The 21205-nt window shown below is 71.4% G+C and carries 22 protein-coding genes and 1 rRNA gene; 6 read left to right on the top strand and 17 right to left on the bottom strand.

The features are described 5' to 3' along the window. Position 1: 1 nt before the first annotated feature. On the bottom strand, positions 2-1366 hold the full coding sequence (locus EAO73_RS05440) for a helix-turn-helix domain-containing protein (RefSeq protein WP_147970332.1): 1365 nt from the start codon (positions 1364-1366) through the stop codon (positions 2-4). Positions 1367-1705: 339 nt separating this feature from the next. Here EAO73_RS05440 and EAO73_RS05435 point away from each other — a divergent pair, with 339 nt between their 5' ends. Further along, the gene (locus EAO73_RS05435; RefSeq protein WP_147970331.1) at positions 1706-2416 is read left to right on the top strand and encodes a DUF4232 domain-containing protein; all 711 of its coding nucleotides are present in this window, start codon (positions 1706-1708) and stop codon (positions 2414-2416) included. On the opposite strand, the gene EAO73_RS05430 is transcribed toward EAO73_RS05435, so the two are convergent. Then, the gene (locus EAO73_RS05430) at positions 2410-2823 is read right to left on the bottom strand and encodes a DUF3224 domain-containing protein (RefSeq protein ID WP_147970330.1); all 414 of its coding nucleotides are present in this window, start codon (positions 2821-2823) and stop codon (positions 2410-2412) included. The genes EAO73_RS05435 and EAO73_RS05430 overlap by 7 nt on opposite strands. Before the next feature lie 68 nt (positions 2824-2891). On the opposite strand from EAO73_RS05430, the gene EAO73_RS05425 reads away from it, so the two are divergent. Both EAO73_RS05425 and EAO73_RS05420 read left to right on the top strand, forming a co-directional pair. Next, complete coding sequence (locus EAO73_RS05425) at positions 2892-3701, top strand: HEAT repeat domain-containing protein (RefSeq protein WP_191133946.1); 810 nt, start codon at positions 2892-2894, stop codon at positions 3699-3701. Positions 3702-3749: 48 nt separating this feature from the next. Then, positions 3750-4097: a hypothetical protein gene (locus tag EAO73_RS05420; protein ID WP_147970329.1), complete on the top strand. Its 348-nt coding sequence runs from the start codon at positions 3750-3752 to the stop codon at positions 4095-4097. A 9-nt stretch (positions 4098-4106) separates the two neighbouring features. Here EAO73_RS05420 and hemB read toward each other — a convergent pair whose 3' ends face one another. From hemB to EAO73_RS05390, 6 genes are all read right to left on the bottom strand, one after another. Beyond that, complete coding sequence (hemB, locus tag EAO73_RS05415) at positions 4107-5102, bottom strand: porphobilinogen synthase (protein ID WP_191133945.1); 996 nt, start codon at positions 5100-5102, stop codon at positions 4107-4109. A 108-nt stretch (positions 5103-5210) separates the two neighbouring features. Next, positions 5211-6878: a uroporphyrinogen-III synthase gene (locus EAO73_RS05410; protein WP_147970328.1), complete on the bottom strand. Its 1668-nt coding sequence runs from the start codon at positions 6876-6878 to the stop codon at positions 5211-5213. Further along, positions 6875-7837, bottom strand: coding sequence for a hydroxymethylbilane synthase (gene hemC, locus EAO73_RS05405; protein WP_147970327.1), 963 nt, complete (start codon positions 7835-7837; stop codon positions 6875-6877). Before hemC ends, EAO73_RS05410 begins: the two co-directional genes overlap by 4 nt. Further along, complete coding sequence (locus EAO73_RS05400; protein ID WP_147970326.1) at positions 7834-9234, bottom strand: glutamyl-tRNA reductase; 1401 nt, start codon at positions 9232-9234, stop codon at positions 7834-7836. Before EAO73_RS05400 ends, hemC begins: the two co-directional genes overlap by 4 nt. Next, a complete protein-coding gene (locus tag EAO73_RS05395) occupies positions 9231-9998 on the bottom strand; it encodes a redox-sensing transcriptional repressor Rex (RefSeq protein ID WP_147970325.1) in 768 nt (255 codons plus the stop codon). Before EAO73_RS05395 ends, EAO73_RS05400 begins: the two co-directional genes overlap by 4 nt. A gap of 272 nt (positions 9999-10270) precedes the next feature. After that, complete coding sequence (locus tag EAO73_RS05390) at positions 10271-10546, bottom strand: glutaredoxin family protein (protein WP_147970324.1); 276 nt, start codon at positions 10544-10546, stop codon at positions 10271-10273. 105 nt (positions 10547-10651) lie between these two features. On the opposite strand from EAO73_RS05390, the gene EAO73_RS05385 reads away from it, so the two are divergent. The 3 genes from EAO73_RS05385 to EAO73_RS05375 all read left to right on the top strand — a co-directional run bounded on the left by EAO73_RS05385 (position 10652) and on the right by EAO73_RS05375 (position 14073). Then, on the top strand, positions 10652-11584 hold the full coding sequence (locus tag EAO73_RS05385; protein WP_147970323.1) for an HAD family hydrolase: 933 nt from the start codon (positions 10652-10654) through the stop codon (positions 11582-11584). A gap of 287 nt (positions 11585-11871) precedes the next feature. After that, positions 11872-12648 (top strand): ECF subfamily RNA polymerase sigma factor, BldN family, encoded by a 777-nt coding sequence (locus tag EAO73_RS05380; protein WP_147970322.1) that lies wholly within the window; start codon positions 11872-11874, stop codon positions 12646-12648. 228 nt (positions 12649-12876) lie between these two features. Further along, positions 12877-14073: a DUF5667 domain-containing protein gene (locus EAO73_RS05375; RefSeq protein ID WP_147970321.1), complete on the top strand. Its 1197-nt coding sequence runs from the start codon at positions 12877-12879 to the stop codon at positions 14071-14073. 43 nt (positions 14074-14116) lie between these two features. Here the strand turns inward: EAO73_RS05375 and EAO73_RS05370 are convergent, their stop codons facing one another. From EAO73_RS05370 to rrf, 9 genes are all read right to left on the bottom strand, one after another. Next, positions 14117-15136, bottom strand: a complete 1020-nt coding sequence (locus tag EAO73_RS05370; RefSeq protein ID WP_147970320.1) for a lysophospholipid acyltransferase family protein — start codon at positions 15134-15136, stop codon at positions 14117-14119. Positions 15137-15151: 15 nt separating this feature from the next. After that, on the bottom strand, positions 15152-16225 hold the full coding sequence (locus EAO73_RS05365) for an NAD-dependent epimerase/dehydratase family protein (protein WP_147970319.1): 1074 nt from the start codon (positions 16223-16225) through the stop codon (positions 15152-15154). Between the two features lie 135 nt (positions 16226-16360). After that, positions 16361-16459, bottom strand: coding sequence for a 30S ribosomal protein bS22 (locus tag EAO73_RS05360; protein WP_003948845.1), 99 nt, complete (start codon positions 16457-16459; stop codon positions 16361-16363). Between the two features lie 110 nt (positions 16460-16569). Next, on the bottom strand, positions 16570-16782 hold the full coding sequence (locus tag EAO73_RS05355) for a helix-turn-helix domain-containing protein (protein WP_018525026.1): 213 nt from the start codon (positions 16780-16782) through the stop codon (positions 16570-16572). Positions 16783-16909: 127 nt separating this feature from the next. Beyond that, positions 16910-17725, bottom strand: a complete 816-nt coding sequence (locus tag EAO73_RS05350; protein ID WP_147970318.1) for a phosphatase — start codon at positions 17723-17725, stop codon at positions 16910-16912. A gap of 119 nt (positions 17726-17844) precedes the next feature. Continuing rightward, entirely contained in the window at positions 17845-19014 is a 1170-nt protein-coding gene (locus EAO73_RS05345; protein ID WP_147970317.1) for an acetoin utilization protein AcuC, read from the bottom strand. Next, positions 18983-20188: an MFS transporter gene (locus EAO73_RS05340; protein WP_147970316.1), complete on the bottom strand. Its 1206-nt coding sequence runs from the start codon at positions 20186-20188 to the stop codon at positions 18983-18985. Before EAO73_RS05340 ends, EAO73_RS05345 begins: the two co-directional genes overlap by 32 nt. 42 nt (positions 20189-20230) lie before the next feature. Further along, positions 20231-20875 carry an HAD family hydrolase gene (locus EAO73_RS05335; RefSeq protein ID WP_147970315.1) on the bottom strand — a complete coding sequence of 215 codons (645 nt, stop codon included), beginning with the start codon at positions 20873-20875 and terminating at the stop codon, positions 20231-20233. Positions 20876-20946: 71 nt separating this feature from the next. After that, a 5S ribosomal RNA gene (rrf, locus tag EAO73_RS05330) occupies positions 20947-21063 on the bottom strand. Positions 21064-21205: the final 142 nt, after the last annotated feature.

Here is a 21205-nt window from a genome sequence, read left to right as displayed (position 1 = left end):
CTCAGTGCTTCTCCCACACCGATGTGTCGTAGCGGTAGTAGTACTCCGGCCGCCCCGCGATGCTGCTCGTACGGAACGGCTTGCCGCCGTCGTCGACGCGCAGAGTGCCCGTGCGGCCGCCGCTGCTCCACTCCAGTTCCAGGTACCAGCTGACGTCGTGGCCCTCCACGTGCGCGTCCAGGTCGAAGACCTCCACATCGCTGGAGGACACCCGGAACGGGAAGTCCTTGGCCGGCACGGTCTCGTCGCCCTGCTTCCCCGCGACCGGGGTGAGCGAGGGGCGGCTGTCGTCCAGGTCGACGTCGAAGGACTGGGGCTCGATGCCGCTGCCGCAGCCCTCGCCCATCGAGAACGCCGACTGCTGCACGGGGGCCCGCTGGCTCAGCACCTTCACCCGGAGGCCGTTCAGCACGACGGCCTGCTGGGAGGTCCCCTGCACGGTCAGCTCCAGCTTCATGCTGCCGCCGTCCACCCCGCCGAGCGCCCGCGCCCAGCCCCGGGTGCTGTTGGGCGGCGGCGGGGGCGGCACGGTCTTCGGGTCGTGGCCGAGCAGGTAGTACTGCCCGCAGGGCTCCTCCCAGTTGTACGAGCTGATGGTCACCGTGGGCGGCCGCCCGGCCGTGCTCTCCGTCCCGCCGGTGGTGCGCGAGGCGGACGGGGACGACCGTACGGAGGGGGTGGCGGACCCGGCGGTCGCGGAGGCGCTCGGGCTCTTCGACGCGCCGGACGACGGCGAAGGACTGTGCGGGGACGCGGACACGGCGTCGGCGCCCTTCCCCTCCCCGGTGCTACGCACGCCCGGCACGTCCACGGCCGCGTCCGAACCGGTCTCCTTGAAGCGGCCGATGACCACGGCGGTGGGCACGGTGAGCGCGACGACCGCGGCGGCGGCGAGCAGCACCCGCGTCCGGGCGGACGCCCGGCGCCAGCGGGAGGAGGGCGCGGGGGCGGGGGTGACCCGTACGGAGTCGGGCGCGGGCTCCGCGGGCGCGGGCTTCGGCGGCGCGGGCTCCGGCTCTACGCGTACGGGTTCGGGCTCGGGTTCGGGCTCGGGTTCGGGATCCGCCGGTTGCGCCGGAACCGGAGCCTCCGACTCCGCTACTTCCGTCCTCCCCCGCCCCCGCGCCGCGTCCGCCAGGATCCACCGGCGGTGGACCTCCACCAGCTCGTCGGCCGTGGCCCCGCAGAGGCGGGCGAACCGTTCCATGGGCGCGAACTCACCCGGTACCGCGTCCCCGTTGCAGTACCGGTGGAGCGTCGACGTACTGACGTGCAGCCGGCCGGCCAGCACCCCGTAACTGCGCCCCGAACGGCCCTTCAGTTTCTTCAGCAGGGCCGCGAGTTCCTCGGCCTCCGGCGTCGCCACTGTGGCGTTCCCCCTCCTGGTCCGTCCCGGATCACCGTTCCAGGGACGTGGAATCTGCCCAGGTCACAGTACGCGCAGGCATTCCAGCATCCCCAATGGTGCGGCGGGCGTTGCGGCCGGAATGTGCCGTGCCACAAGCTCGGACCAGACCACAGCACAGCACGGCGACGACGGGGTACCGGCTTCATGCGAACCCTCTTCCGCATCGAGCTGACCGATGCGCTGGCCATCGGGGTGGTGATCGTGACAACCGCGATCGTCCTGCTCCTGATCTGCCACAACTGACCGCAGCACACGAACCACGACCACGGACCAAGCACACTCACGGGGAGTACCACCATGCGCAGCAACCGCATCCGCACCACCGTCCTCACGGCCACCGCCCTGCTCGCCGCACTGTCGCTCACGGCGTGCGGCGGGAACGACGGCACCGACGCGAAGAAGCCGGCGGAGTCCGTCCAGGACAGCGCCGGCTCGCCGACGCCGGAGGCCTCGACCGCGCCCGAGAAGGACTCGACGTCCCCGACGGACACCGAACCGGCCGCCGACTCCAAGCCGAAGGCCCCGGCCGCCACGAAGACAAAGACCCCGCCCGCGGCCCAGCCCAAGCCCAAGCCGAAGCCGAAGACCCCGGTCACCTGCACCGGCGCGAACACGAAGGTCACCGTCACCAAGGTGAGCCGCCCGATCAACCACCTGCTGCTCACGGTGACCAACACGGGCGACCGCCCCTGCTACGCGTACCACGCGCCGATGCTCCGCTTCGACGGCGCGCAGGCGGTCTTCCGGGTGCTCCAGGACAGCAAGCCGCAGGCCGTGGTGACGCTGGCGCCGGGCACGTCGGCGTACGCGGGGATCGGCCTGACCGGTGAGCCGAACGGCAACAAGCCCTACCCGAGCAAGCACCTCGGGGTCACCTTCGCCGACCGCAACGACGGGCCCGTCAACTCCGCGTCGGTCGAACTCACGCTGCCCGGTGTGACCTACTGGGACGACAACGGCTTCGTCACCTACTGGCAGAGCGAGATGGCCGACGCGCTCACCTACTGACCGGCGACCTCGAAGTCGAACCAGATCCGGTGCGTGCCGTCCTCGTCGACGGCGAGACCGCCGCCCCCGCTGATCCCGGCGAGGGCGGCGGTCCCGCTCGACGGCACGATGGTGAAGAACTCGTTCGCCCGGTCGCTGCCACTGGTCGAGGCCGCGTGCACGAAGTTGAACGTCCCCTCGCGCCCGGCGAGCGCGCCCTCGAACGACTCCATGGCGATGTACGTACCGACGCCGCTCTCCTGGTCGAAGGCGGCGGTGAACAGCGTCGTCGACCGCCCCGTCACCTCGCCCTCGAAGGTCTTCACGATCGTCGCCACGCCGACCGGGAGCGCGGTGGCCACCTCGGGCTCGGGCTTCAGCTCGGACGGCACGAAGGAGTTGACGGTGAACGTTCCGGAAGCTCTCATGCGCCCGATCGTAGGGGCCGGGTACGACACCGGGCGGTGGAAACCGCACGGGCCCTACGATCGGCGCCATGGCCATGTTCGTCCATCTGACGCCCGCCGCGAACGCGGCCCGCATCCGCAGATCCGGCATACGTGCCGTGAGCCGGGGCGCCGACGGCAGCAAGGGTGTGTTCTGCTTCCCGGTCCTGCCCTCGTACACCCTGACCCACCAGTGGCTGCGCGAACTCGCCCGGCACGGCGGCCCGCGCGGACTCGTCGCCGTCCATCTGCGGCTCCCCGACACCGAATCCGTGACGGTCGGCCACTACAGCAACCGGCCGGGCCGGGCCCACACCGAGGTGCCCGCGAGCGAGGCGGTGCGCAGGACGGCCGCGCTGGAGGACCCGCGCGGCTGGGAGGTGTTCGTGCCGAGGCCCGTCTCCCGGGCCGAGATCCACCGCGTACGAGCGGTCCGCCAGGTGACGGGCTGGCGCTACTTCCCGGACTCCAACGGCAAGGAGCCCTGCACCTGTTACGGCTGCCGGGTGCGCGGCGAGTACGGCTCGCGGCGGCTGCGCCGGAGGCGCCCGCACCCCGTCGACGGCCCCGCGCCCGCGACCCCCGCCCTGCTCCGGCGGATCGAGGCGGCGGGCGACCCCGGCGACCCCGCCGAACTGCGCGCGGCCCTGCACTGGCTCGGCATGCGCCGGCGCGGCCCGCTGGCACAGGTGGCCCGCCTCGCGGACCACCCGGACCCCACCGTGCGCACGGCCCTCGCCGAGGCGGTGGCCTCCTGGCGGACGCCCGGCACCGAGTCACTGCTGCGGCGCCTGGCACAGGACCCGCACGAGGACGTGCGCGAGGCCGTCGACTTCACGGACCGGCTGAGCGGCGACTGAGTACGACGACTCATGTGCGGGGTCGCCGGGCCTGGTGGAATCGCACGCATGTCGCACCTCGTCGTCACGGACGACCGCCCCCGGCACACCTGGATCGCCTCACTCATCTCGACGGTGGTGACGTTCCCGCTCGCGTTCCTCGCGATGATCTACAGCATGATGGCGCCGATGGCCTGCGACTCGTGCACGGACGAGGCCTCCGACCGCTTCGACGCGAGCTTCGACACCGCCTGGACGGTCTCCTGCGCCGGCCTGGTCCTGAGCCTGGCCGTGCTGCTCGCGAGCTGGGTGTGCACCCGCACCAGGCCGGCGACCGCGATCCTCCTCGCCGTGGCCGCTCCCGTCACCGTCTTCCTGACCTGGGCGCTCTTCATGGGCCTGGTGGACTGGCCGTAACCGGCCCGCTCAGCCCCGCAGCCGCTGCGCGACCTCCGTCGCCCAGTACGTCAGGATCAGCTGGGCGCCCGCGCGGCGGATGCCGGTCAGGCTCTCCATGATCGCCGCGTCCCGGTCGATCCAGCCCTTCTCGGCAGCGGCCTCGATCATGGAGTACTCGCCGCTGATCTGGTACGCCGCGACCGGCACGTCCGACGCCTCGGCGACCTTGGCCACGATGTCCAGGTACGGGCCGGCGGGCTTGACCATGACCATGTCCGCGCCCTCTTCGAGGTCGAGCGCCAGCTCGCGCAGGGACTCCCGGATGTTGGCCGGGTCCTGCTGGTAGGTCTTGCGGTCGCCCTTGAGCGAGGAACCGACGGCCTCGCGGAACGGGCCGTAGAACGCGGAGGAGTACTTCACGGTGTACGCGAGGACCGAGACGTCCTCGTGGCCCGTCTGATCGAGCGCGTCGCGGATGACGCCGACCTGCCCGTCCATCATCCCGCTGGGGCCCACCACATGGGCGCCCGCATCGGCCTGGACCTGGGCCATCTCCGCGTACCGCTCCAGGGTCGCGTCGTTGTCGACGCGGCCGTCCTCGGTCAGCACCCCGCAGTGGCCGTGGTCGGTGAACTCGTCCAGGCACAGGTCCGACATGACGATGAGATCGTCGCCGACCTCCTCGCGCACCGCGCGCAGTGCGACCTGGAGAATGCCGTCCGGGTCGGTGCCCGCCGTGCCCCGGCCGTCCTTCTTCTCGTCCAGCGGCACACCGAACAGCATGATCCCCGAGACCCCGGCCGAGACCGCGTCGACGGCGGCCTTCCGCAGGGTGTCCAGGGTGTGCTGCTGCACGCCGGGCATGGCCGAGATCGCGACCGGGGCGTCGATGCCCTCGCGGACGAAGGCGGGCAGGATCAGGTTGGCCGGATCGAGCCGTGTCTCGGCGACCATCCGGCGCATCGCGGGGGTCGTCCGCAGCCGACGGGGCCGCGAGCCGGGGAAGTTTCCGTACACAGTCATCCTTCGAGACTAGACCCGCGCGCCCCACGCTCTTACCGACACCGATGCCGGGAAAGCAGCAGGGCCCGAACCCCTCCGGAGAGGAGCCGGGCCCGTGCCGCGGACCGGTCAGGTCGTCGTACGACGTCTCCGCGCACCCGGACGCCGCTCGCTGGGCCGCGTCACCGGATCACCGGCCTCGCGCGCCGCGTCCCGGCGCCGCGCGCCGAACTCGGCCAGCGCCTCGGCCAGCTTGTGCACCGAGGGCTCCGGCGACAGGACGTCCACGCGCAGCCCGTGCTCCTCGGCGGTCTTCGCCGTGGCCGGGCCGATACACGCGATGACCGTCACGTTGTGCGGCTTGCCGGCGATGCCGACCAGGTTGCGCACGGTCGAGGACGAGGTGAACAGGACCGCGTCGAAGCCGCCGCCCTTGATCGCCTCGCGGGTCTCGGCGGGCGGCGGCGAGGCGCGGACCGTGCGGTACGCGGTGACGTCGTCGACCTCCCAGCCCAGCTCGATCAGCCCGGCCACCAGAGTCTCGGTGGCGATGTCGGCGCGGGGCAGGAAGACGCGGTCGATCGGGTCGAAGACCGGGTCGTACGGCGGCCAGTCCTCAAGCAGCCCGGCGGCGGACTGCTCGCCCGAAGGCACCAGGTCCGGCTTCACACCGAAGTCGATCAGCGCGGCGGCGGTCTGCTCACCGACGGCCGCGACCTTGATCCCGGCGAAGGCGCGGGCGTCGAGCCCGTACTCCTCGAACTTCTCCCGGACGGCCTTCACGGCGTTGACGCTGGTGAAGGCGATCCACTCGTACCGGCCGGTGACCAGGCCCTTGACCGCGCGCTCCATCTGCTGGGGCGTACGCGGCGGCTCGACGGCGATCGTCGGCACCTCGTGCGGCACCGCGCCGTAGGAACGCAGCTGGTCGGAGAGCGAGGCCGCCTGCTCCTTCGTACGCGGCACGAGGACCTTCCAGCCGAACATCGGCTTGGACTCGAACCACGCGAGCTGGTCGCGCTGGGCGGCGGAGCTGCGCTCCCCGACCACGGCTATGACCGGCTGGTGCCCCTCGGGCGAGGGCAGCACCTTGCCCTGCTTGAAGACCTGGGCGATCGTCCCGAGGGTCGCCGTCCAGGTGCGCTGGCGCGTCGTCGTCCCGGCGGCCGTCACGGTCAGCGGGGTGTCGGGCTTGCGGCCCGCCGAGACCAGCTCACCGGCGGCGGCGGCCACCGCGTCCAGCGACGTCGAGATGACGCACGTGGCGTCGCTCGCGCCGACCTCGCTCCAGCAGCGGTCGTCGGCCGTACGGGCGTCGACGAACCGTACGTCCGCGCCCTGGGCGTCCCGCAGCGGCACCCCGGCGTACGCGGGCACCCCCACGACGTTGGCGACGCCCGGCACGACCTCGAAGGGGATACCGGCGGTGGCGCAGGCCAGCATCTCGCCGGCCGCGTACCCGTCCAGGCCGGGGTCACCGGCCACGGCACGGACGACCCGCCTGCCGCCCTTCGCGGCCTCCATGACAAGATTGGCCGCATCCCTGAGAACGGGAACCCCGGCGGCTGTTGACTGCGCGTCAACAACCGTCAGCTCAGGCGTGCTTACGCCTGCCCGCGCATGGCAGCGGACGACGCCGAGAACATCCGGCTCGGCGACGAGAACGTCCGCGTTCGCCAGCGCCTCGACGGCGCGCAGGGTCAGCAGTCCCGGGTCGCCGGGGCCGGCGCCGAGGAAGGTGACGTGGCCTGCGGACAGGACCGGGAAATCGGATGCGGCGGGGCCGGTGGGGCTCAAAGTGCTCGCTCCCCCATAAGACCGGCCGCACCCTTGGCAAGCATCTCGGCCGCGAGTTCGCGACCGATCGCCGCCGCGTCGTCGTGCGACGTGGGAACGGGACCGGTGGTGGACATCTGCACCAGCGAGGCACCGTCGGTGGAACCGACGACACCGCGCAGGCGCAGTTCGTTGACAGCCTGACCGTCGGCCAGGAGGTCGGCCAGCGCACCCACGGGTGCGGAGCAGCCGGCCTCCAGGGCGGCGAGCAGGGCACGTTCGGCGGTCACGGCGGCCCGGGTGTACGGGTCGTCGAGCTCGGCGAGCGCGGCGGCGAGGTCGGCGCTGCTCGCAGCGCACTCGATCGCCAGTGCTCCCTGGCCGGGAGCGGGCAGCACGGTGTCGACCGACAGGAAGTCGGTCACCTCACCGCTCCGGCCCAGACGGCTGAGCCCGGCCGCGGCGAGAACCACCGCGTCCAGTTCACCGTCGCGTACAAATCCGATGCGCGTGTCGACGTTGCCCCGGATCGGGACGGTCTCGATGTCGAGGCCGTGGCTGCGGGCGTACGCGTTGAGCTGGGCCATGCGGCGCGGCGAACCGGTGCCGACGCGGGCGCCGGACGGCAGCTGCTCGAAGGTCAGCCCGTCGCGGGCGATCAGTACGTCGCGCGGGTCCTCGCGCACCGGCACGGCGGCCAGCACGAGGCCCTCGGGCTGCGCGGTCGGCAGGTCCTTGAGCGAGTGGACGGCGAAGTCCACCTCGCCGCGCAGCAGCGCGTCGCGCAGCGCGGCGACGAACACGCCGGTGCCGCCGATCTGCGCCAGGTGCTCCCGCGAGGTGTCCCCGTACGTGGTGATCTCGACGAGTTCGACGGCGCGGCCGGTCACCTCGCTGACCGCGTCGGCGACGTGCCCGGACTGTGCCATGGCGAGCTTGCTGCGCCTGGTCCCCAGCCTCAGGGGTGAGTTGTCGGTCATGACCGCCCTCGATTCGGGTCGTTCAGGTCTGCCCGGGAGACGGCGGCGACCGTCTGCGGGTCGAGGTCGAAGAGTTCCCGCAGCGCGTCCGCGTACCCGGCGCCGCCGGGCTCGCTGGCGAGCTGCTTGACCCGCACGGTGGGCGCGTGCAGGAGCTTGTCGACGACGCGGCGCACGGTCTGCGTGATCTCGGCGCGCTGCTTCTCGTCCAGGTCGGGGAGGCGTCCGTCCAGCCGTGCGATCTCGTCCGTGACCACGCCGGCGGCCATCGTGCGCAGGGCGACGACGGTCGGGGTGATGTGGGCGGCGCGCTGGGCGGCACCGAAGGCGGCGACCTCGTCGGCGACGAGGGTGCGCACCTGGTCCACATCGGCGGCCATCGGGGCGTCGGCCGACGCCTCCGCGAGCGACTCGATGTCGACGAGGCGCACACCGTCGAGGCGTCCGGCGGCCCCGTCGATGTCGCGCGGCATGGCGAGGTCGAGCAGCGCGAGGCGCACCGGTCCGGTGGACTGCGCCGGGATCAGGCCGCTCGCCGCGTCCCCGGCGGGCACGTCGTCGAGGCCGAGGGCCCCGGCGACGGCGTCGGCGGTGAGCACGAGTCCGGTGGCGCCGGTGCAGGAGACGGCGATGTCGGCACGTGTCAGTTCGCCGGTGACCTCGGCCATCTCCACGGCGTGCGCGCGCACTCCGGTGGAGCCGGGCTGGTTCAGGATCTCGACCAGGCGATCGGCGCGGGCCCGGGTCCGGTTGGCGACGACGATCTCGGCGACGCCGGTGCGGGCCAGGGTCGCGGCGGCCAGCGAGGACATGGAGCCGGCGCCGATGACGAGGGCTCGCTTGCCCTTGGCCCAGGCGGCGGTGTCGGGGCCCCCGGCGAGCTGTTCCAGGCCGAAGGTGACGAGCGACTGCCCGGCCCGGTCGATCCCGGTCTCGCTGTGGGCGCGCTTGCCGACCCGCAGGGCCTGCTGGAACAGGTCGTTGAGCAGCCGGCCCGCGGTGTGCAGCTCCTGGCCGAGGGCCAGCGCGTCCTTGATCTGGCCGAGGATCTGGCCCTCGCCGACGACCATCGAGTCCAGTCCGCAGGCCACCGAGAAGAGGTGGTGGACGGCCCGGTCCTCGTAGTGCACATAGAGATACGGAGTGAGCTCGTCGAGCCCGACGCCGCTGTGCTGGGCGAGCAGCGTGGACAGCTCGGCGACGCCCGCGTGGAACTTGTCCACGTCCGCGTAGAGCTCGATGCGGTTGCAGGTGGCGAGGACGGCGGCCTCGGCGGCCGGCTCGGCCGCCAGGGTGTCCTGGAGCAGCTTGGCCTGGGTGTCGGCGGCCAGCGAGGCGCGTTCCAGTACGGAGACGGGGGCGCTGCGGTGGCTCAGACCCACGAGGAGCAGGCTCATGCCGGCATCACGGCGGGCATGTCCCCGTCGGGTCCCTTCCGGCCGGTGGTGGTGGCGCGCACGGGCGGCGCGGCCGGGTCGGGCGCGGTGTCGACGCCTTCCTCACCGGCCTTGCGCTGCTCGTGGAAGGCGAGGATCTGCAGCTCGATGGAGAGGTCGACCTTGCGCACGTCGACGCCGTCGGGCACGGAGAGGACGGTCGGGGCGAAGTTCAGGATCGAGGTGACACCGGCGGCGACGAGCCGGTCGCACACCTGCTGGGCGGCGCCGGGCGGCGTGGTGATCACGCCGATGGAGACGCCGTTCTCGCTGATGATGCGGTCGAGGTCGTCGGCGTGCTGGACCGGGATGCCCGCGACGGGCGTACCGGCCATCGCCGGGTCGGCGTCGATCAGGGCGGCGACCCGGAAGCCGCGCGAGGCGAAGCCGCCGTAGTTGGCGAGGGCCGCGCCGAGGTTGCCGATGCCGACGATGGCGACCGGCCAGTCCTGGGTGAGGCCCAGTTCGCGCGAGATCTGGTAGACGAGATACTCGACGTCGTAGCCGACGCCGCGCGTCCCGTACGAGCCGAGGTAGCTGAAGTCCTTGCGCAGCTTCGCGGAGTTGACCCCCGCCGCCGCGGCGAGCTCCTCGGAGGAGACCGTGGGGACCGAGCGCTCGGAGAGCGCGGTCAGCGCGCGGAGATACAGCGGAAGTCGGGCGACGGTGGCCTCGGGAATTCCTCGGCTACGGGTCGCCGGTCGGTGATTTCGGCCAGTTGCCACGGTGCTCCTGCGGGATGAGCGGGGCTGCAGGCGGCCGTATGTCCCAAGACCGCCCCGTCGAATGCAGGCTATGTCTTTGTGAACGCGTGCACAAAGATTGTGTCCGGTTTGTCCGGTCAAAGTGACCGGGGTCACGCACATCCGTCGCGCGATCCAGGAACCATGGATCGCATCAGCCCGTTGCAGGCCCGAAGGGGGCAAAGCGGTACACACTCCTCACAGCTACGCCCCCGAGACCACTCAAAACGCCCACGATGGTAACCGGGTTTCACTCAGGAAAGCAGCGCGCTGCGCAGTCTCGCCGGGTCGACCCGCCAGAACGTGTGCTGTTCGTTATCAATGAGCACCACCGGGATCTGCTCCCAGTACTCCCGGTACAGCTCCTCGTCCCGGGTGATGTCCTTCTCCTCCCAGGAGGCGCCGGTCTCCTCGCACACCGCGCGCACCACCTCCCGGGCGTCGTCACAGAGGTGACAGCCCGGCTTGCCCACCAGGGTCACCACACGCTCGGCGGGATTCTTCTTCCTACGACGCAGCAGGGCACTCATGCCCTCATTCTGCGGCCCCGCGCCGGAGCTCCCGGACACCAGGAGTTCACACCACGGCATCACGGCGGCACCGGAAGGCCCGGACCGACTGGCTATGCTCACCGCATGGCCGCTCTTGGATGGCTCACCCCCCGCAGGCGTTCCGCTACCGCACGCAGCGTGCTGGCAGGCGAGGCGGCGGCGGAGGCCGCGCGGAAGTCCTCGCTCGAAGCCGGGTCCGCCGCCGAGGAGAACGAGGCGGAGGAGCCCGAGTTCCCCGTCGTCGGCGACGAACGGGCCGCCGCCTTCTTCGACCTCGACAACACCGTGATGCAGGGCGCCGCGATCTTCCACTTCGGCCGCGGCCTCTACAAGCGCAAGTTCTTCGAGCGCCGCGAGCTCACCCGGTTCGCCTGGCAGCAGGCGTGGTTCCGGCTGGCCGGCGTCGAGGACCCCGAGCACATGCAGGACGCCCGCGACAGCGCCCTGTCCATCGTCAAGGGCCACCGCGTCTCCGAGCTGATGTCGATCGGCGAGGAGATCTACGACGAGTACATGGCCGACCGCATCTGGCCGGGCACCCGCGCGCTGGCCCAGGCGCACCTCGACGCGGGCCAGAAGGTCTGGCTGGTCACCGCCGCCCCGGTGGAGACCGCCACGATCATCGCCCGCCGCCTCGGCCTGACGGGCGCCCTCGGCACGGTCGCCGAATCGGTCGACGGCGTGTACACCGGACGCCTGGTCGGCGAACCCCTGCACGGCCCCGCGAAGGCCGAGGCGGTCCGCGCCCTGGCGGCGGCGGAGGGCCTGGACCTGGCGCGCTGCGCCGCGTACAGCGACTCCCACAACGACATCCCGATGCTGTCGCTGGTGGGTCACCCGTACGCGATCAACCCGGACACCAAGCTCCGCAAGCACGCCCGCGCCCTGGACTGGCGGCTGCGCGACTACCGCACCGGCCGCAAGGCGGCCAAGGTCGGCATCCCGGCCGCCGCCGGCGTCGGCGCCCTCGCGGGCGGCACCGCCGCGGCCGTCGCCCTGCACCGCCGCCGCCGCTGACTCTCCGCGCCCGCGTACGTCAACTCCGGGCACTCTTTTCACCGACCACAACCCGTCGTACCCGCAGGCAGATCCCGAAGCGAATCGATCAACAAGCGGTCACGATGTGCGACTTGGTGTGTCGAAAAGTTGACACGGAAGCGACGCAATCGGTGATTTGCGCAACTGGGCGTAGCGCCGCCTGTACGAAGCGTTATTCTCCTCAGACGCATTCCGGACCCGCCGCTCACTACGACGAGTGACGGATTCGCACTGCTCGTGATGGAAGCTCTGCCTCTGGGAGTCCCGTGTACCCACACGTCGGGGTTGACGCCTCGGGCCTGGCTACGCTGCGCGCGTCAGTAGCCGAACGCATGCGCGGCTTCGTCCCCACCGCGTACGCCGTACCCGCATTCGCCACCCCTGCACCTGCCGGCCCGTGCTACGCCCTGGCCGAACGCGCCGCGGCGGTCGGAAGACGCGGCAACCGCGGCGCGGCGACCACCGCGCCCGTGCGGCGGCCCGCCGCCGACAGCGACAGCGCGCGCATGATGGAACTCGTCGAGCGCGCCCAGGCCGGTGAGGCCGATGCCTTCGGACGCCTCTACGACCAGTACAGCGACACCGTCTACCGCTACATCTACTACCGCGTGGGCAGCAAGGCGACGGCGGAGGACCTCACCAGCGAGACCTTCCTGCGCGCCCTGCGCCGCATCTCCACGTTCACCTGGCAGGGCCGCGACTTCGGCGCCTGGCTGGTCACGATCGCGCGCAACCTGGTCGCCGACCATTTCAAGTCCAGTCGTTTCCGGCTGGAAGTGACCACCGGCGAAATGCTCGACGCCAACGAGGTCGCCCGCAGCCCCGAGGACTCGGTGCTGGAGTCCCTCTCCAACGCCGCGCTCCTCCAGGCCGTGCGCCGGCTCAACCCCCAGCAGCAGGAATGCGTGACCCTGCGCTTCCTGCAGGGGCTCTCGGTCGCCGAGACCGCCCGTGTGATGGGCAAGAACGAGGGTGCGATCAAGACCCTCCAGTACCGTGCCGTCCGCACCCTCGCCCGGCTCCTCCCGGACGATGCCCGCTGACCCCCACGCCCCCGGCCGGACCGGTTCCGACGGTAGGTTCATCACGCACTGGTCCGATCATCTTTCGTGCGTAACCCAAGTGCCGCGCCACTCGTTGTGCCGGTTGCAGGCCCCCTGTCGTCACACCATGTCCGCAGACGCTCACTCGATCGTGTGGAAGCGCTCAAGGTGTGCAACCTTCCGGACAGCCAGGGGAGTCGACCGTCATGACGAGAGGAGGTGCCGCCAGTGATCGCAAACGTTTCGGCACACCGGCGGGCGAACGCCTTCGCCCAGGCCCTGGAGGAGCAGTCGCTCCGCGGTGCGGCGGCCGTACAGCCCGAGGACCCGGCCGAACAGGCCGACCGAGGACCGCTGTTGGCCCTGGCGAACGGCCTCGGTGAGCTGCCGAAGCCGGTGTTGGACCCCGAGGTCAAAGTGGTGCAGCGAGCCCAGCTCGTCGCGGCCATGGAAGCCATGTTCGCCCAGGGAGGCGCGTCCCCGGACCCTACGGTGCCCGTGCAACGGAGCAGGGGCAGCCATCGCGCGTCCCCGCTCCGCAAGCTGCGCCCCAGATCCCGCTGGACGAAGGGGCTCGCCGCCGGCGGGCTCACCGTCGGTGTGGCCGCGGGAGCCTTCGGCGGGGTGGCCGCTGCCAGCTCCGACGCCCTCCCCGGTGACTCGCTCTACGGGCTGAAGCGTGGCATGGAGGACATCCACCTCGGCCTCACCAGCAACGACACCGACCGCGGCGAGATCTACCTCGACCAGGCGTCGACCCGTCTCAGCGAGGCCCGCCGGCTCATGGAGCGCGCCCGCTCGGGCGACCTCGACCACGAGCAGCTCGGCGAGATCCGCCGCACGCTCAACGGCATGACCCACGACGCCACCGAGGGCCACCGCCTCCTGCACGCCGCGTACGAACGGGACGGCGCCCTCGGCCCGATCCAGGCCCTGGACACCTTCTCCCGCTCCCACCGCGACAGCTGGACCAGCCTCCGCGGCCGCCTCCCCGTCCAGCTGACCGACGTGGGCAACCAGGTCAGCTCGGTCTTCGACGCCATAGACGAAGAGGTCGCGCCGCTGCAGTCGCTGCTCCCGCGCCCCCCGGAGAAGAGCGCCGAATCCCAGCGCTCCGGCTCCACCGGCACCGCGGCGGACCCCTCCACCGACGCACGCACCCCGTCGCCCTCGTACTCCGCCCGCCACGACGACGGCGGTACGGGAGGCAGCTCCTCGCCGCGCCCCTCGGACAGCGGCAGCAGCCCGGCCGACGGCCTGATCGGCGGCGGCACGGACGGCCTCTTCGACCCGCCGTCACCCGGCGCGACCAGCCCGTCGAAGGAGACCCCGAGCTCGACACCGTCGCCGGACATCACCATCCCGCCGCTGCTCCCGGGCCTGATCGGCGGCCTCGGCATCGACGCGGAGAACGAGAAGGGCTGAACCCCCGGCCCGAAGAGGCCCGGAGGGAATGGTGCGGCGGCGGTCAGAAGAAGACCGACCGCCGCTGCACCAGCAGCTTGTACAGCGTGTGCTGGATCTGCTCCCGCACCTGGTCCGTCAGGTTGAACATCAGCATCGGGTCCTCCGCCGCCTCCAGCGGATAGCCGTCCGTCGGGATCGGCTCGCCGAACTGGATCGTCCACTTCGTCGGCAGCGGCACCGCCCCGAGCGGCCCCAGCCAGGGGAAGGTCGGCGTGATCGGGAAGTACGGGAAACCCAGCAGCCGCGCCAGCGTCTTCGAGTTCCCGATCATCGGGTAGATCTCCTCGGCGCCCACGATCGAGCACGGCACGATCGGCACCCCGGCCTTCAGCGCCGTCGACACGAAGCCGCCCCGCCCGAAACGCTGGAGCTTGTACCGCTCGCCGAACGGCTTGCCGATCCCCTTGAAGCCCTCCGGCATCACACCGACGACCTCGCCCTTGCGCAGCAACCGCTCGGCGTCCTCCGCGCACGCCAGGGTGTGTCCGGCCTTGCGGGCCAACTCGTTGACGACCGGCAGCATGAAGACCAGGTCCGCCGCGAGCAGCCGCAGATGCCGTCCCGCCGGGTGGTGGTCGTGCACCGCGACCTGGAGCATCAGCCCGTCCAGCGGCAGCGTCCCGGAGTGATTGGACACGATGAGCGCCCCGCCCTCGGACGGGATGTTCTCGACGCCCTTCACCTCGACCCGGAAGTACTTCTCGTACACCGGCCGCAGCAGCGACATCAGGACCTGGTCGGTCAGCTCCTCGTCGTAGCCGAACTCGTCCACGTCGTACTCGCCGGTGACCCGCCGCCGCAGGAAGGCCAACCCGCCCGCGATCCGCCGGTCCCAGGCGCCCCGTTCACCGCCCCCGGGGCCCTCGCGCGGCTCCTCCGGGCCGGGTGGGGCGTCCGCCTGCCCGGGGAGGGCGCTCACGGACGCCGTACCGCTCACCGGGGGCCGCCGGCGCGCGGCGCGCGGCAGTCCCCCCGGCCGCGAACGGTCGTCGTCGAACGGAATGACCTTGGCATCCGCCATCGTCGCTGCGCTCCTCTACCTGGCGCTCGGGGTCGGGTGGGTGTCGCCGCCGGAACCGGCGATCCGGGGCACCGTCGCGGCCACGCGGTCCACGGCCCGGCCCACCGCCTCGGGCGGCAGCAGCCCCGGCGCCCGGCTGCGCGCGAAGTCCGCGAACGTCTCCCCCGTGGAGTACTTCGGCGCGAACCCCAGCGTCTCGCGCATCTGGACCGTGGAGACCACCCTGCCATGGGTGAGCAGCCGGATCTGTTCCGGCGAGAAGTCCGTCATGCCCACCGCGCGCAGGGCCTGTCCGACCCAGGTGACCGCGGGCAGCAGCATCGGCACCGTGGGCCGTCCGAGCCGCCGCGCGCACTGGGAGAGCAGCAGCACCCCGTCCCCCGCGATGTTGAACGTGCCGCTGTTGAGCGTCCCGCGCCTCGGCTCGCTCGCCGCGATGTCCAGGACGTCGATGACGTCGTCCTCGTGGACGAACTGGAGCCGCGGGTCGTACCCGAAGACGGTCGGCAGCACCGGCAGCGCCAGATAGTCGGCGAGCGGCGAGTCCGCGTCCGGCCCCAGGATGTTGGCGAACCGCAGCACGCACACGGCCACGTCCGGCCGGCGGCGGGCGAAGCCCCGTACGTACCCCTCGACCTCCGCCGCGTCCTTCGCGAAGCCGCCGCCCGGCAGCGACTTGGGCGGGTTCGTCTCGTGGAAGACCGCCGGATCGCGCGGCGCCGAGCCGTACACACCGGTGCTGGACTTCACCACGAGCCGCTGCACCGCCGGGGCCTTCTGGCAGGCCCCGAGCAACTGCATGGTCCCGATGACGTTGGTCTCCTTGACCGACGTACGCCCCTGGGCCCCGAGCGCGAAGCCGCTGACGTCCAGGTGCACGACGGTGTCCACGGCATGCTCGGCGAGGACTCTGGCGATGGCGGGCTGGCGGATGTCCGCCCGGACGAAGTCGGCGTCCCCCAGCGCGTGCTCGGGCTCGACCGCGTCGACGGCGATCACCCGCTCCACGTCCGGATCACGCTGGACACGCCGCACGAAACGGCCGCCCAGCTGCCGGGCCGCTCCCGTGACGAGCACGACCTTCCCCAAGATCAGCGCCTTCCGTCGGTCTCCCGTATTCGGTCGGTCAGGACGTCACCGTAGCCGGTGGACACTCCCGCATACAGCACCGCAGCCCTCCCGCCCGGACGGCGGAAGGGCTGCGGATTCACGAACTGCGTTCGCTTACTTCTTGTTGCGACGCTGAACGCGCGTGCGCTTGAGCAGCTTGCGGTGCTTCTTCTTGGCCATCCGCTTGCGCCGCTTCTTGATAACAGAGCCCACGACTACCCTCGCTCACTTCTTCTTCACTGGTGCGGGGCGTCTGGGCCCACACGACCTACGTCGGCCTAGCCTACCCGCCACCGCGTGAGGGACGTAATCCGAGGGGAATGTCAGGCCGATGCCACCCCCACGAAGGACTCGCGCAGATACTCGTGAACCGCTTGCTCCGGCACCCGGAAGGACCTGCCCACCCGGATCGCCGGCAGATGACCGCTGTGCACCAGGCGGTACACGGTCATCTTCGACACCCGCATGACCGAGGCGACTTCCGCCACGGTCAGAAACTTGACCTCGTTCAGAGGCCTCTCGCTGTCAGCAGCCATGACTCACCTGTACCTTCCGCACGAGACGCGCACCGGCTTCCCCTCCGGTGACTCTTCGTCGTTGTGCGCTCACTCCCCAGGTTAGGGGCGGGTGGTGCGAGTGGGGAAGAGGAGGGGCGACCGGCCGCTACTGTGACAGACTCGCCCGATTGAGTACATAGCGCGTGAGCGGCAGGTAGTACGCGGACCGCACGGCGTCGTCCAGCGGAACGGCCACCGCCACCCGCCCCTCGGCCTCGCCGACGAACAGCGCCGGGTCGTCCGTATCGGCGAGCCCGATCGCCTCGATCCCGAGCTGACCTGCGCCGCAGACCCATCCGTGGTCTCCGACCACCAGCTCCGGAACCGGCCCGCGGCCGGCCGCGGCGGCCTCCAGGGCGACCCTCACCGGCAGCGGGGAGTGGGAGTGTGCGCCGGTGCCACCACCGGCCGCCCCCGCGCCGGGTTCACGCACCAGCGCGACGCCCTGTACGTAGTCGAGGTTGTACGTACGTACGCCAAACCGAGTCGTTATGTCGATACATCGCCCCTGCGCCGGGGTGAGAACAGGGCAGCCCGCCGACGACAAAGCGTCTGCCAGCGCCGCGTAGAAGCCGATCAGCCGATGCGGATGCCCGGTCCCGAACAGCACCGGCGCCCGCCGCGCCGCCGCCTCCGACAGCCGTACGGCGAACGCGTCGAGCCCCGCCACCGTCCGCTCCGGGTCGATGACATCGGGCCCCGACACATGCGCGGGATCGTCCGAGACCCCGCACCTGTCCGCCATCAGCGCCAGCAGCTCCCGCTCCCCCCAGCCCCGAGCGGGGTCGAGGCCCAGCGTCACCCGGGGATCGCGGGCCGCGAACAGGCGATAACTCCGCAGGCTCACCTCACGCGAGGTGGCCACGGGCCCGGCCAGCCGGGCCGCCAGCAGATGCGCACGCAGCGCTCCGGTGCTCAACACCCCACCGATGCTGCCCCACCCCCCCACCGATGCTGCCCCACCCGGCCCGCCCGGGGGCCAAAAGTCCGATTACGCCCCACAGTCGGCGTACACCGTACTCACCCCCGTGACCGGGACCGTCAGGTCAGCAGCCCCCGCAGCGGGAACGCCGCACGCCGTGTCGCCAGCACCGCCTGATCCAGCCGGTCCGCCGGGTCGTACCCGTTCTCCCACGCCGACCACGTGGGCGTCCGGCCGTCCGTCATCCGCGCCGGGCCCAGCTGCCGCGTGCGCGCGTACACCTCGTCCCGCCACGACGACGGGATCACCGACTCCGGGTCCACCGGCGCGTGCGCGGCGATCCCCACCAGATGCGTCCAGGACCGCGGCACCACGTCCACCACCGCGTAGCCACCGCCGCCGAGCGCCACCCAGCGCCCGTCGGCACAGCTGTGCGCCAGGTCGTGGCAGGCCGCCATCACGGACCGCTGCGCGTCCAGCGACACCGCCAGATGCGCCAACGGGTCCTCGAAGTGCGTGTCCGCCCCGTGCTGCGTCACGAGCACCTGGGGCCGGAAGTCCGCCAGCAGCTCCGGCACCACCGCGTGGAACGCCCGCAGCCACCCCGCGTCTCCGGTGCCGGCCGGCAGCGCCACGTTGACCGCCCCGCCCTCGCCGGGCCCCGCCCCGATCTCCTCGGGCCACCCGGTCTGCGGGAACAGCGTCCGCGGGTGCTCGTGCAACGAGATCGTCAGGACCCGCGGGTCCTCCCAGAAGGCCGCCTGCACCCCGTCACCGTGGTGCACGTCCACATCGACGTACGCGACGCGCTCGGCGCCCAGCTCCAGGAGCCGCGCGATGGCCAGCGCCGGGTCGTTGTAGATGCAGAAGCCCGCCGCTCCCCCGGGCATCGCGTGGTGCAGCCCGCCGGTGAAGTTGACCGCGTGCCGGGTCTCGCCCCGCCACACCGCCTCGGCGGCGGCCACGGACTGCCCGGCGATCAGCGCGGAGACCTCGTGCATCCCGGCGAACGCGGGATCGTCGACGGTCCCCAGCCCGTACTTCTGGTCCGCAGCGCGCGGATCGGCCGAGGCGGCCTTCACCGCGGCCACGTAGTCCGGCCGGTGCACGAGCCGCAGCGTGGAGTCCCCGGCCGACTTGGCCGCCACCACGTCCACCGCCCGGTCGAGCCCGAACGCCCGCACCAGCCCCATTGTCAGGGCCAGCCGGACCGGGTCCATCGGGTGTCTCTCCCCGAAGTCGTAGCCCGTTACTGCGTCATCCCACATCAACTGTGCGCGGCCGCTCATGCCCGCCACCGTATCGGGCCGGTTCCGAGCCGAAGGACTTGGCGTACAGGAGCGTCGCGAGCACCAGCACCATCGGCACCAGCATCGCGCCCCGGTAGCTCCAGGCGTCCCCGAGCGCCCCCACGAGCGGGGAGCCGACCAGGAAGCCCACATAGTTGAAGATGTTCAGCCGGGCGATCGCGGTGTCGCTCGCCCCGGGGAACATCCGCCCGGCGGCCGCGAACGTCTGCGGCACGATCACGCACAGCCCGAGCCCCAGCATGGTGAACCCGAGCATCCCCGTCCACGCCCCGCCGGCGACGGCCACCACGGCGAACCCGGCCGCCGCCAGCACGGTCCCACCCCGCACCACGGTCACCGCCCCGAACCGCCGCACCCCGAAGTCCCCGACGGCCCGCCCGAGCAGCGTCGTCACCATGTAGACGTTGTACGGCACCGTCGACAGCTGCTCCGAGCTGCCCAGCACGTCCTGGAGGTACTTCGCGCTCCAGTTGGAGACCGTCGAGTCACCGATGTACGCGAAGCACATCACCAGGCACAGCGGCAGCAGCAGCCGGAACGAGACGGCCCCTGCCCCCTTCACCGGCCCGGCGCCCTCACCCCGCTCCTCGTCCGCCCCCTCGACGTACCAGCGGCTCCCGACGAACGCCGCGGGCAGCAGCACCACGACCGCCGGAAGGTACGAGGTCAGCAACGACAGGTCCCAGTGCGCCCCGGCCCATGCCATCGACGCGCCGGCGATCCCGCCCAGGCTGTACGCGGCGTGGAACCCCAGCATGATGGAGCGCCCGTACGCCCGCTGGAGGCTGACGCCCATCATGTTCATGGACGCGTCCAGCCCACCGACGGCCAGCCCGAACACCCCGAGCGCCACGGCGGCTTGCCAGAGATGGCTGCCGGCGCCGACGCCGAGGAGGGCGAGGAGCACGACGGGCTGCGCCCACCGCAGCACCACCCGCGGCCGCACCCGGGCGACCACCTTCTCGGTGAGCACACTGCCCGCCCCGGCCAGGATCGGCACGGCGGCGAGGAACACGGGCAGCAGGCCGTCGGATATCCCGTACCGGTCCTGGATCGCGGGGATCCGCGTCACCAGAAGGGCGAAGGTGACCCCCTGCACGAAGAAGCTCAACGCGAGGGAAGCCCTGCCGTGCCGCAACCGTGCATCTGTCATGGCCGCGAGCGTAGAGCCAGTTTCTACCCATGGGTAGACGCGTCAGGCAAGCAATTCCGGCAGCTGCCCCATGTCGGAGAAATACCCGGTCACACCGGTCAGCCGGTCCGCAGGCATCATCGAGGTGAACCCGTAGACATCCATCCCGGCCGCCCGCGCCGCCTCCACCCCGAGCGGGCTGTCCTCAATGACGACGCACCGCTCGGGCGCGACGCCCATGCGCTCGGCGGCGAGGAGGAAGAGGTCGGGTGCCGGCTTGCCCCGGCCGACGTCCTCGGCGCTGAAGATCCACTCTTCCTCGAACCACTGGTCGAGCCCGGTCTTCCGGTGGCTGACGCGGATGCGCTGGTGGCTGCTGGAGGACGCGACGCAGTACGGGACTCCGTCGGCGACGAGCTTGCCCAGGAGGTCGTCGACACCGGGGACGGGCTCCAGCTCCTCCTCGAACGCGGCGAAGATCCGCGAGTGGAGGGTGACGTCGAAGTCCTCCGGCAGCTTCGTCCCGGTCCGCTCCTGGACGAGGTCGTGGACGCGGTGCACCGCAGACCCCATGTAGTCCCGCAGGGACTCCTCGTACGAGGTGGGGTGCCCCAGCTCGGTGAGGTAGCCGGCCAGGATGGTGTTGGAGATCGGCTCGCTGTCGACGAGCACACCGTCGTTGTCGAAGATGACAAGTTCGTAGCGCATGGCACGACCTTAAAGGGTCAGAACGCGAAAAAGCCCCGTGCCACAAGGGCACGGGGCTCTTCCTAAAAGGAGTTCGGCGGCGTCCTACTCTCCCACAGGGTCCCCCCTGCAGTACCATCGGCGCTGAAAGGCTTAGCTTCCGGGTTCGGAATGTAACCGGGCGTTTCCCTAACGCAATGACCACCGAAACACTATGAAATTGAACCAACCGGACAACAACACGGCCGTTCGTTATTTCAGAACTAACACAGTGGACGCGAGCAACTGAGGACAAGCCCTCGGCCTATTAGTACCAGTCAGCTCCACCCGTTACCGGGCTTCCACATCTGG

Source organism: Streptomyces sp. col6 (assembly GCF_008042035.1).
Classification (GTDB): Bacteria; Actinomycetota; Actinomycetes; order Streptomycetales; family Streptomycetaceae; genus Streptomyces.
This window is presented reverse-complemented; position numbering and strand designations above follow the sequence as displayed.

Bases quoted from the DNA above. Each gene is read 5' to 3' on its own strand.
- EAO73_RS05430 (WP_147970330.1), bottom strand. From the start codon at position 2,823: ATGAGAGCTTCCGGAACGTTCACCGTCAACTCCTTCGTGCCGTCCGAG.
- EAO73_RS05425 (WP_191133946.1), top strand. From the start codon at position 2,892: ATGGCCATGTTCGTCCATCTGACGCCCGCCGCGAACGCGGCCCGCATC.
- EAO73_RS05340 (WP_147970316.1), bottom strand. From the start codon at position 20,188: ATGACAGATGCACGGTTGCGGCACGGCAGGGCTTCCCTCGCGTTGAGC.
- hemC (WP_147970327.1), bottom strand. From the start codon at position 7,837: ATGACCGACAACTCACCCCTGAGGCTGGGGACCAGGCGCAGCAAGCTC.
- EAO73_RS05390 (WP_147970324.1), bottom strand. From the start codon at position 10,546: ATGAGTGCCCTGCTGCGTCGTAGGAAGAAGAATCCCGCCGAGCGTGTG.
- EAO73_RS05420 (WP_147970329.1), top strand. From the start codon at position 3,750: ATGTCGCACCTCGTCGTCACGGACGACCGCCCCCGGCACACCTGGATC.
- EAO73_RS05370 (WP_147970320.1), bottom strand. From the start codon at position 15,136: ATGGCGGATGCCAAGGTCATTCCGTTCGACGACGACCGTTCGCGGCCG.
- EAO73_RS05355 (WP_018525026.1), bottom strand. From the start codon at position 16,782: ATGGCTGCTGACAGCGAGAGGCCTCTGAACGAGGTCAAGTTTCTGACC.
- EAO73_RS05335 (WP_147970315.1), bottom strand. From the start codon at position 20,875: ATGCGCTACGAACTTGTCATCTTCGACAACGACGGTGTGCTCGTCGAC.
- hemB (WP_191133945.1), bottom strand. From the start codon at position 5,102: ATGACTGTGTACGGAAACTTCCCCGGCTCGCGGCCCCGTCGGCTGCGG.
- EAO73_RS05345 (WP_147970317.1), bottom strand. From the start codon at position 19,014: ATGAGCGGCCGCGCACAGTTGATGTGGGATGACGCAGTAACGGGCTAC.
- EAO73_RS05400 (WP_147970326.1), bottom strand. From the start codon at position 9,234: ATGAGCCTGCTCCTCGTGGGTCTGAGCCACCGCAGCGCCCCCGTCTCC.
- EAO73_RS05385 (WP_147970323.1), top strand. From the start codon at position 10,652: ATGGCCGCTCTTGGATGGCTCACCCCCCGCAGGCGTTCCGCTACCGCA.
- EAO73_RS05435 (WP_147970331.1), top strand. From the start codon at position 1,706: ATGCGCAGCAACCGCATCCGCACCACCGTCCTCACGGCCACCGCCCTG.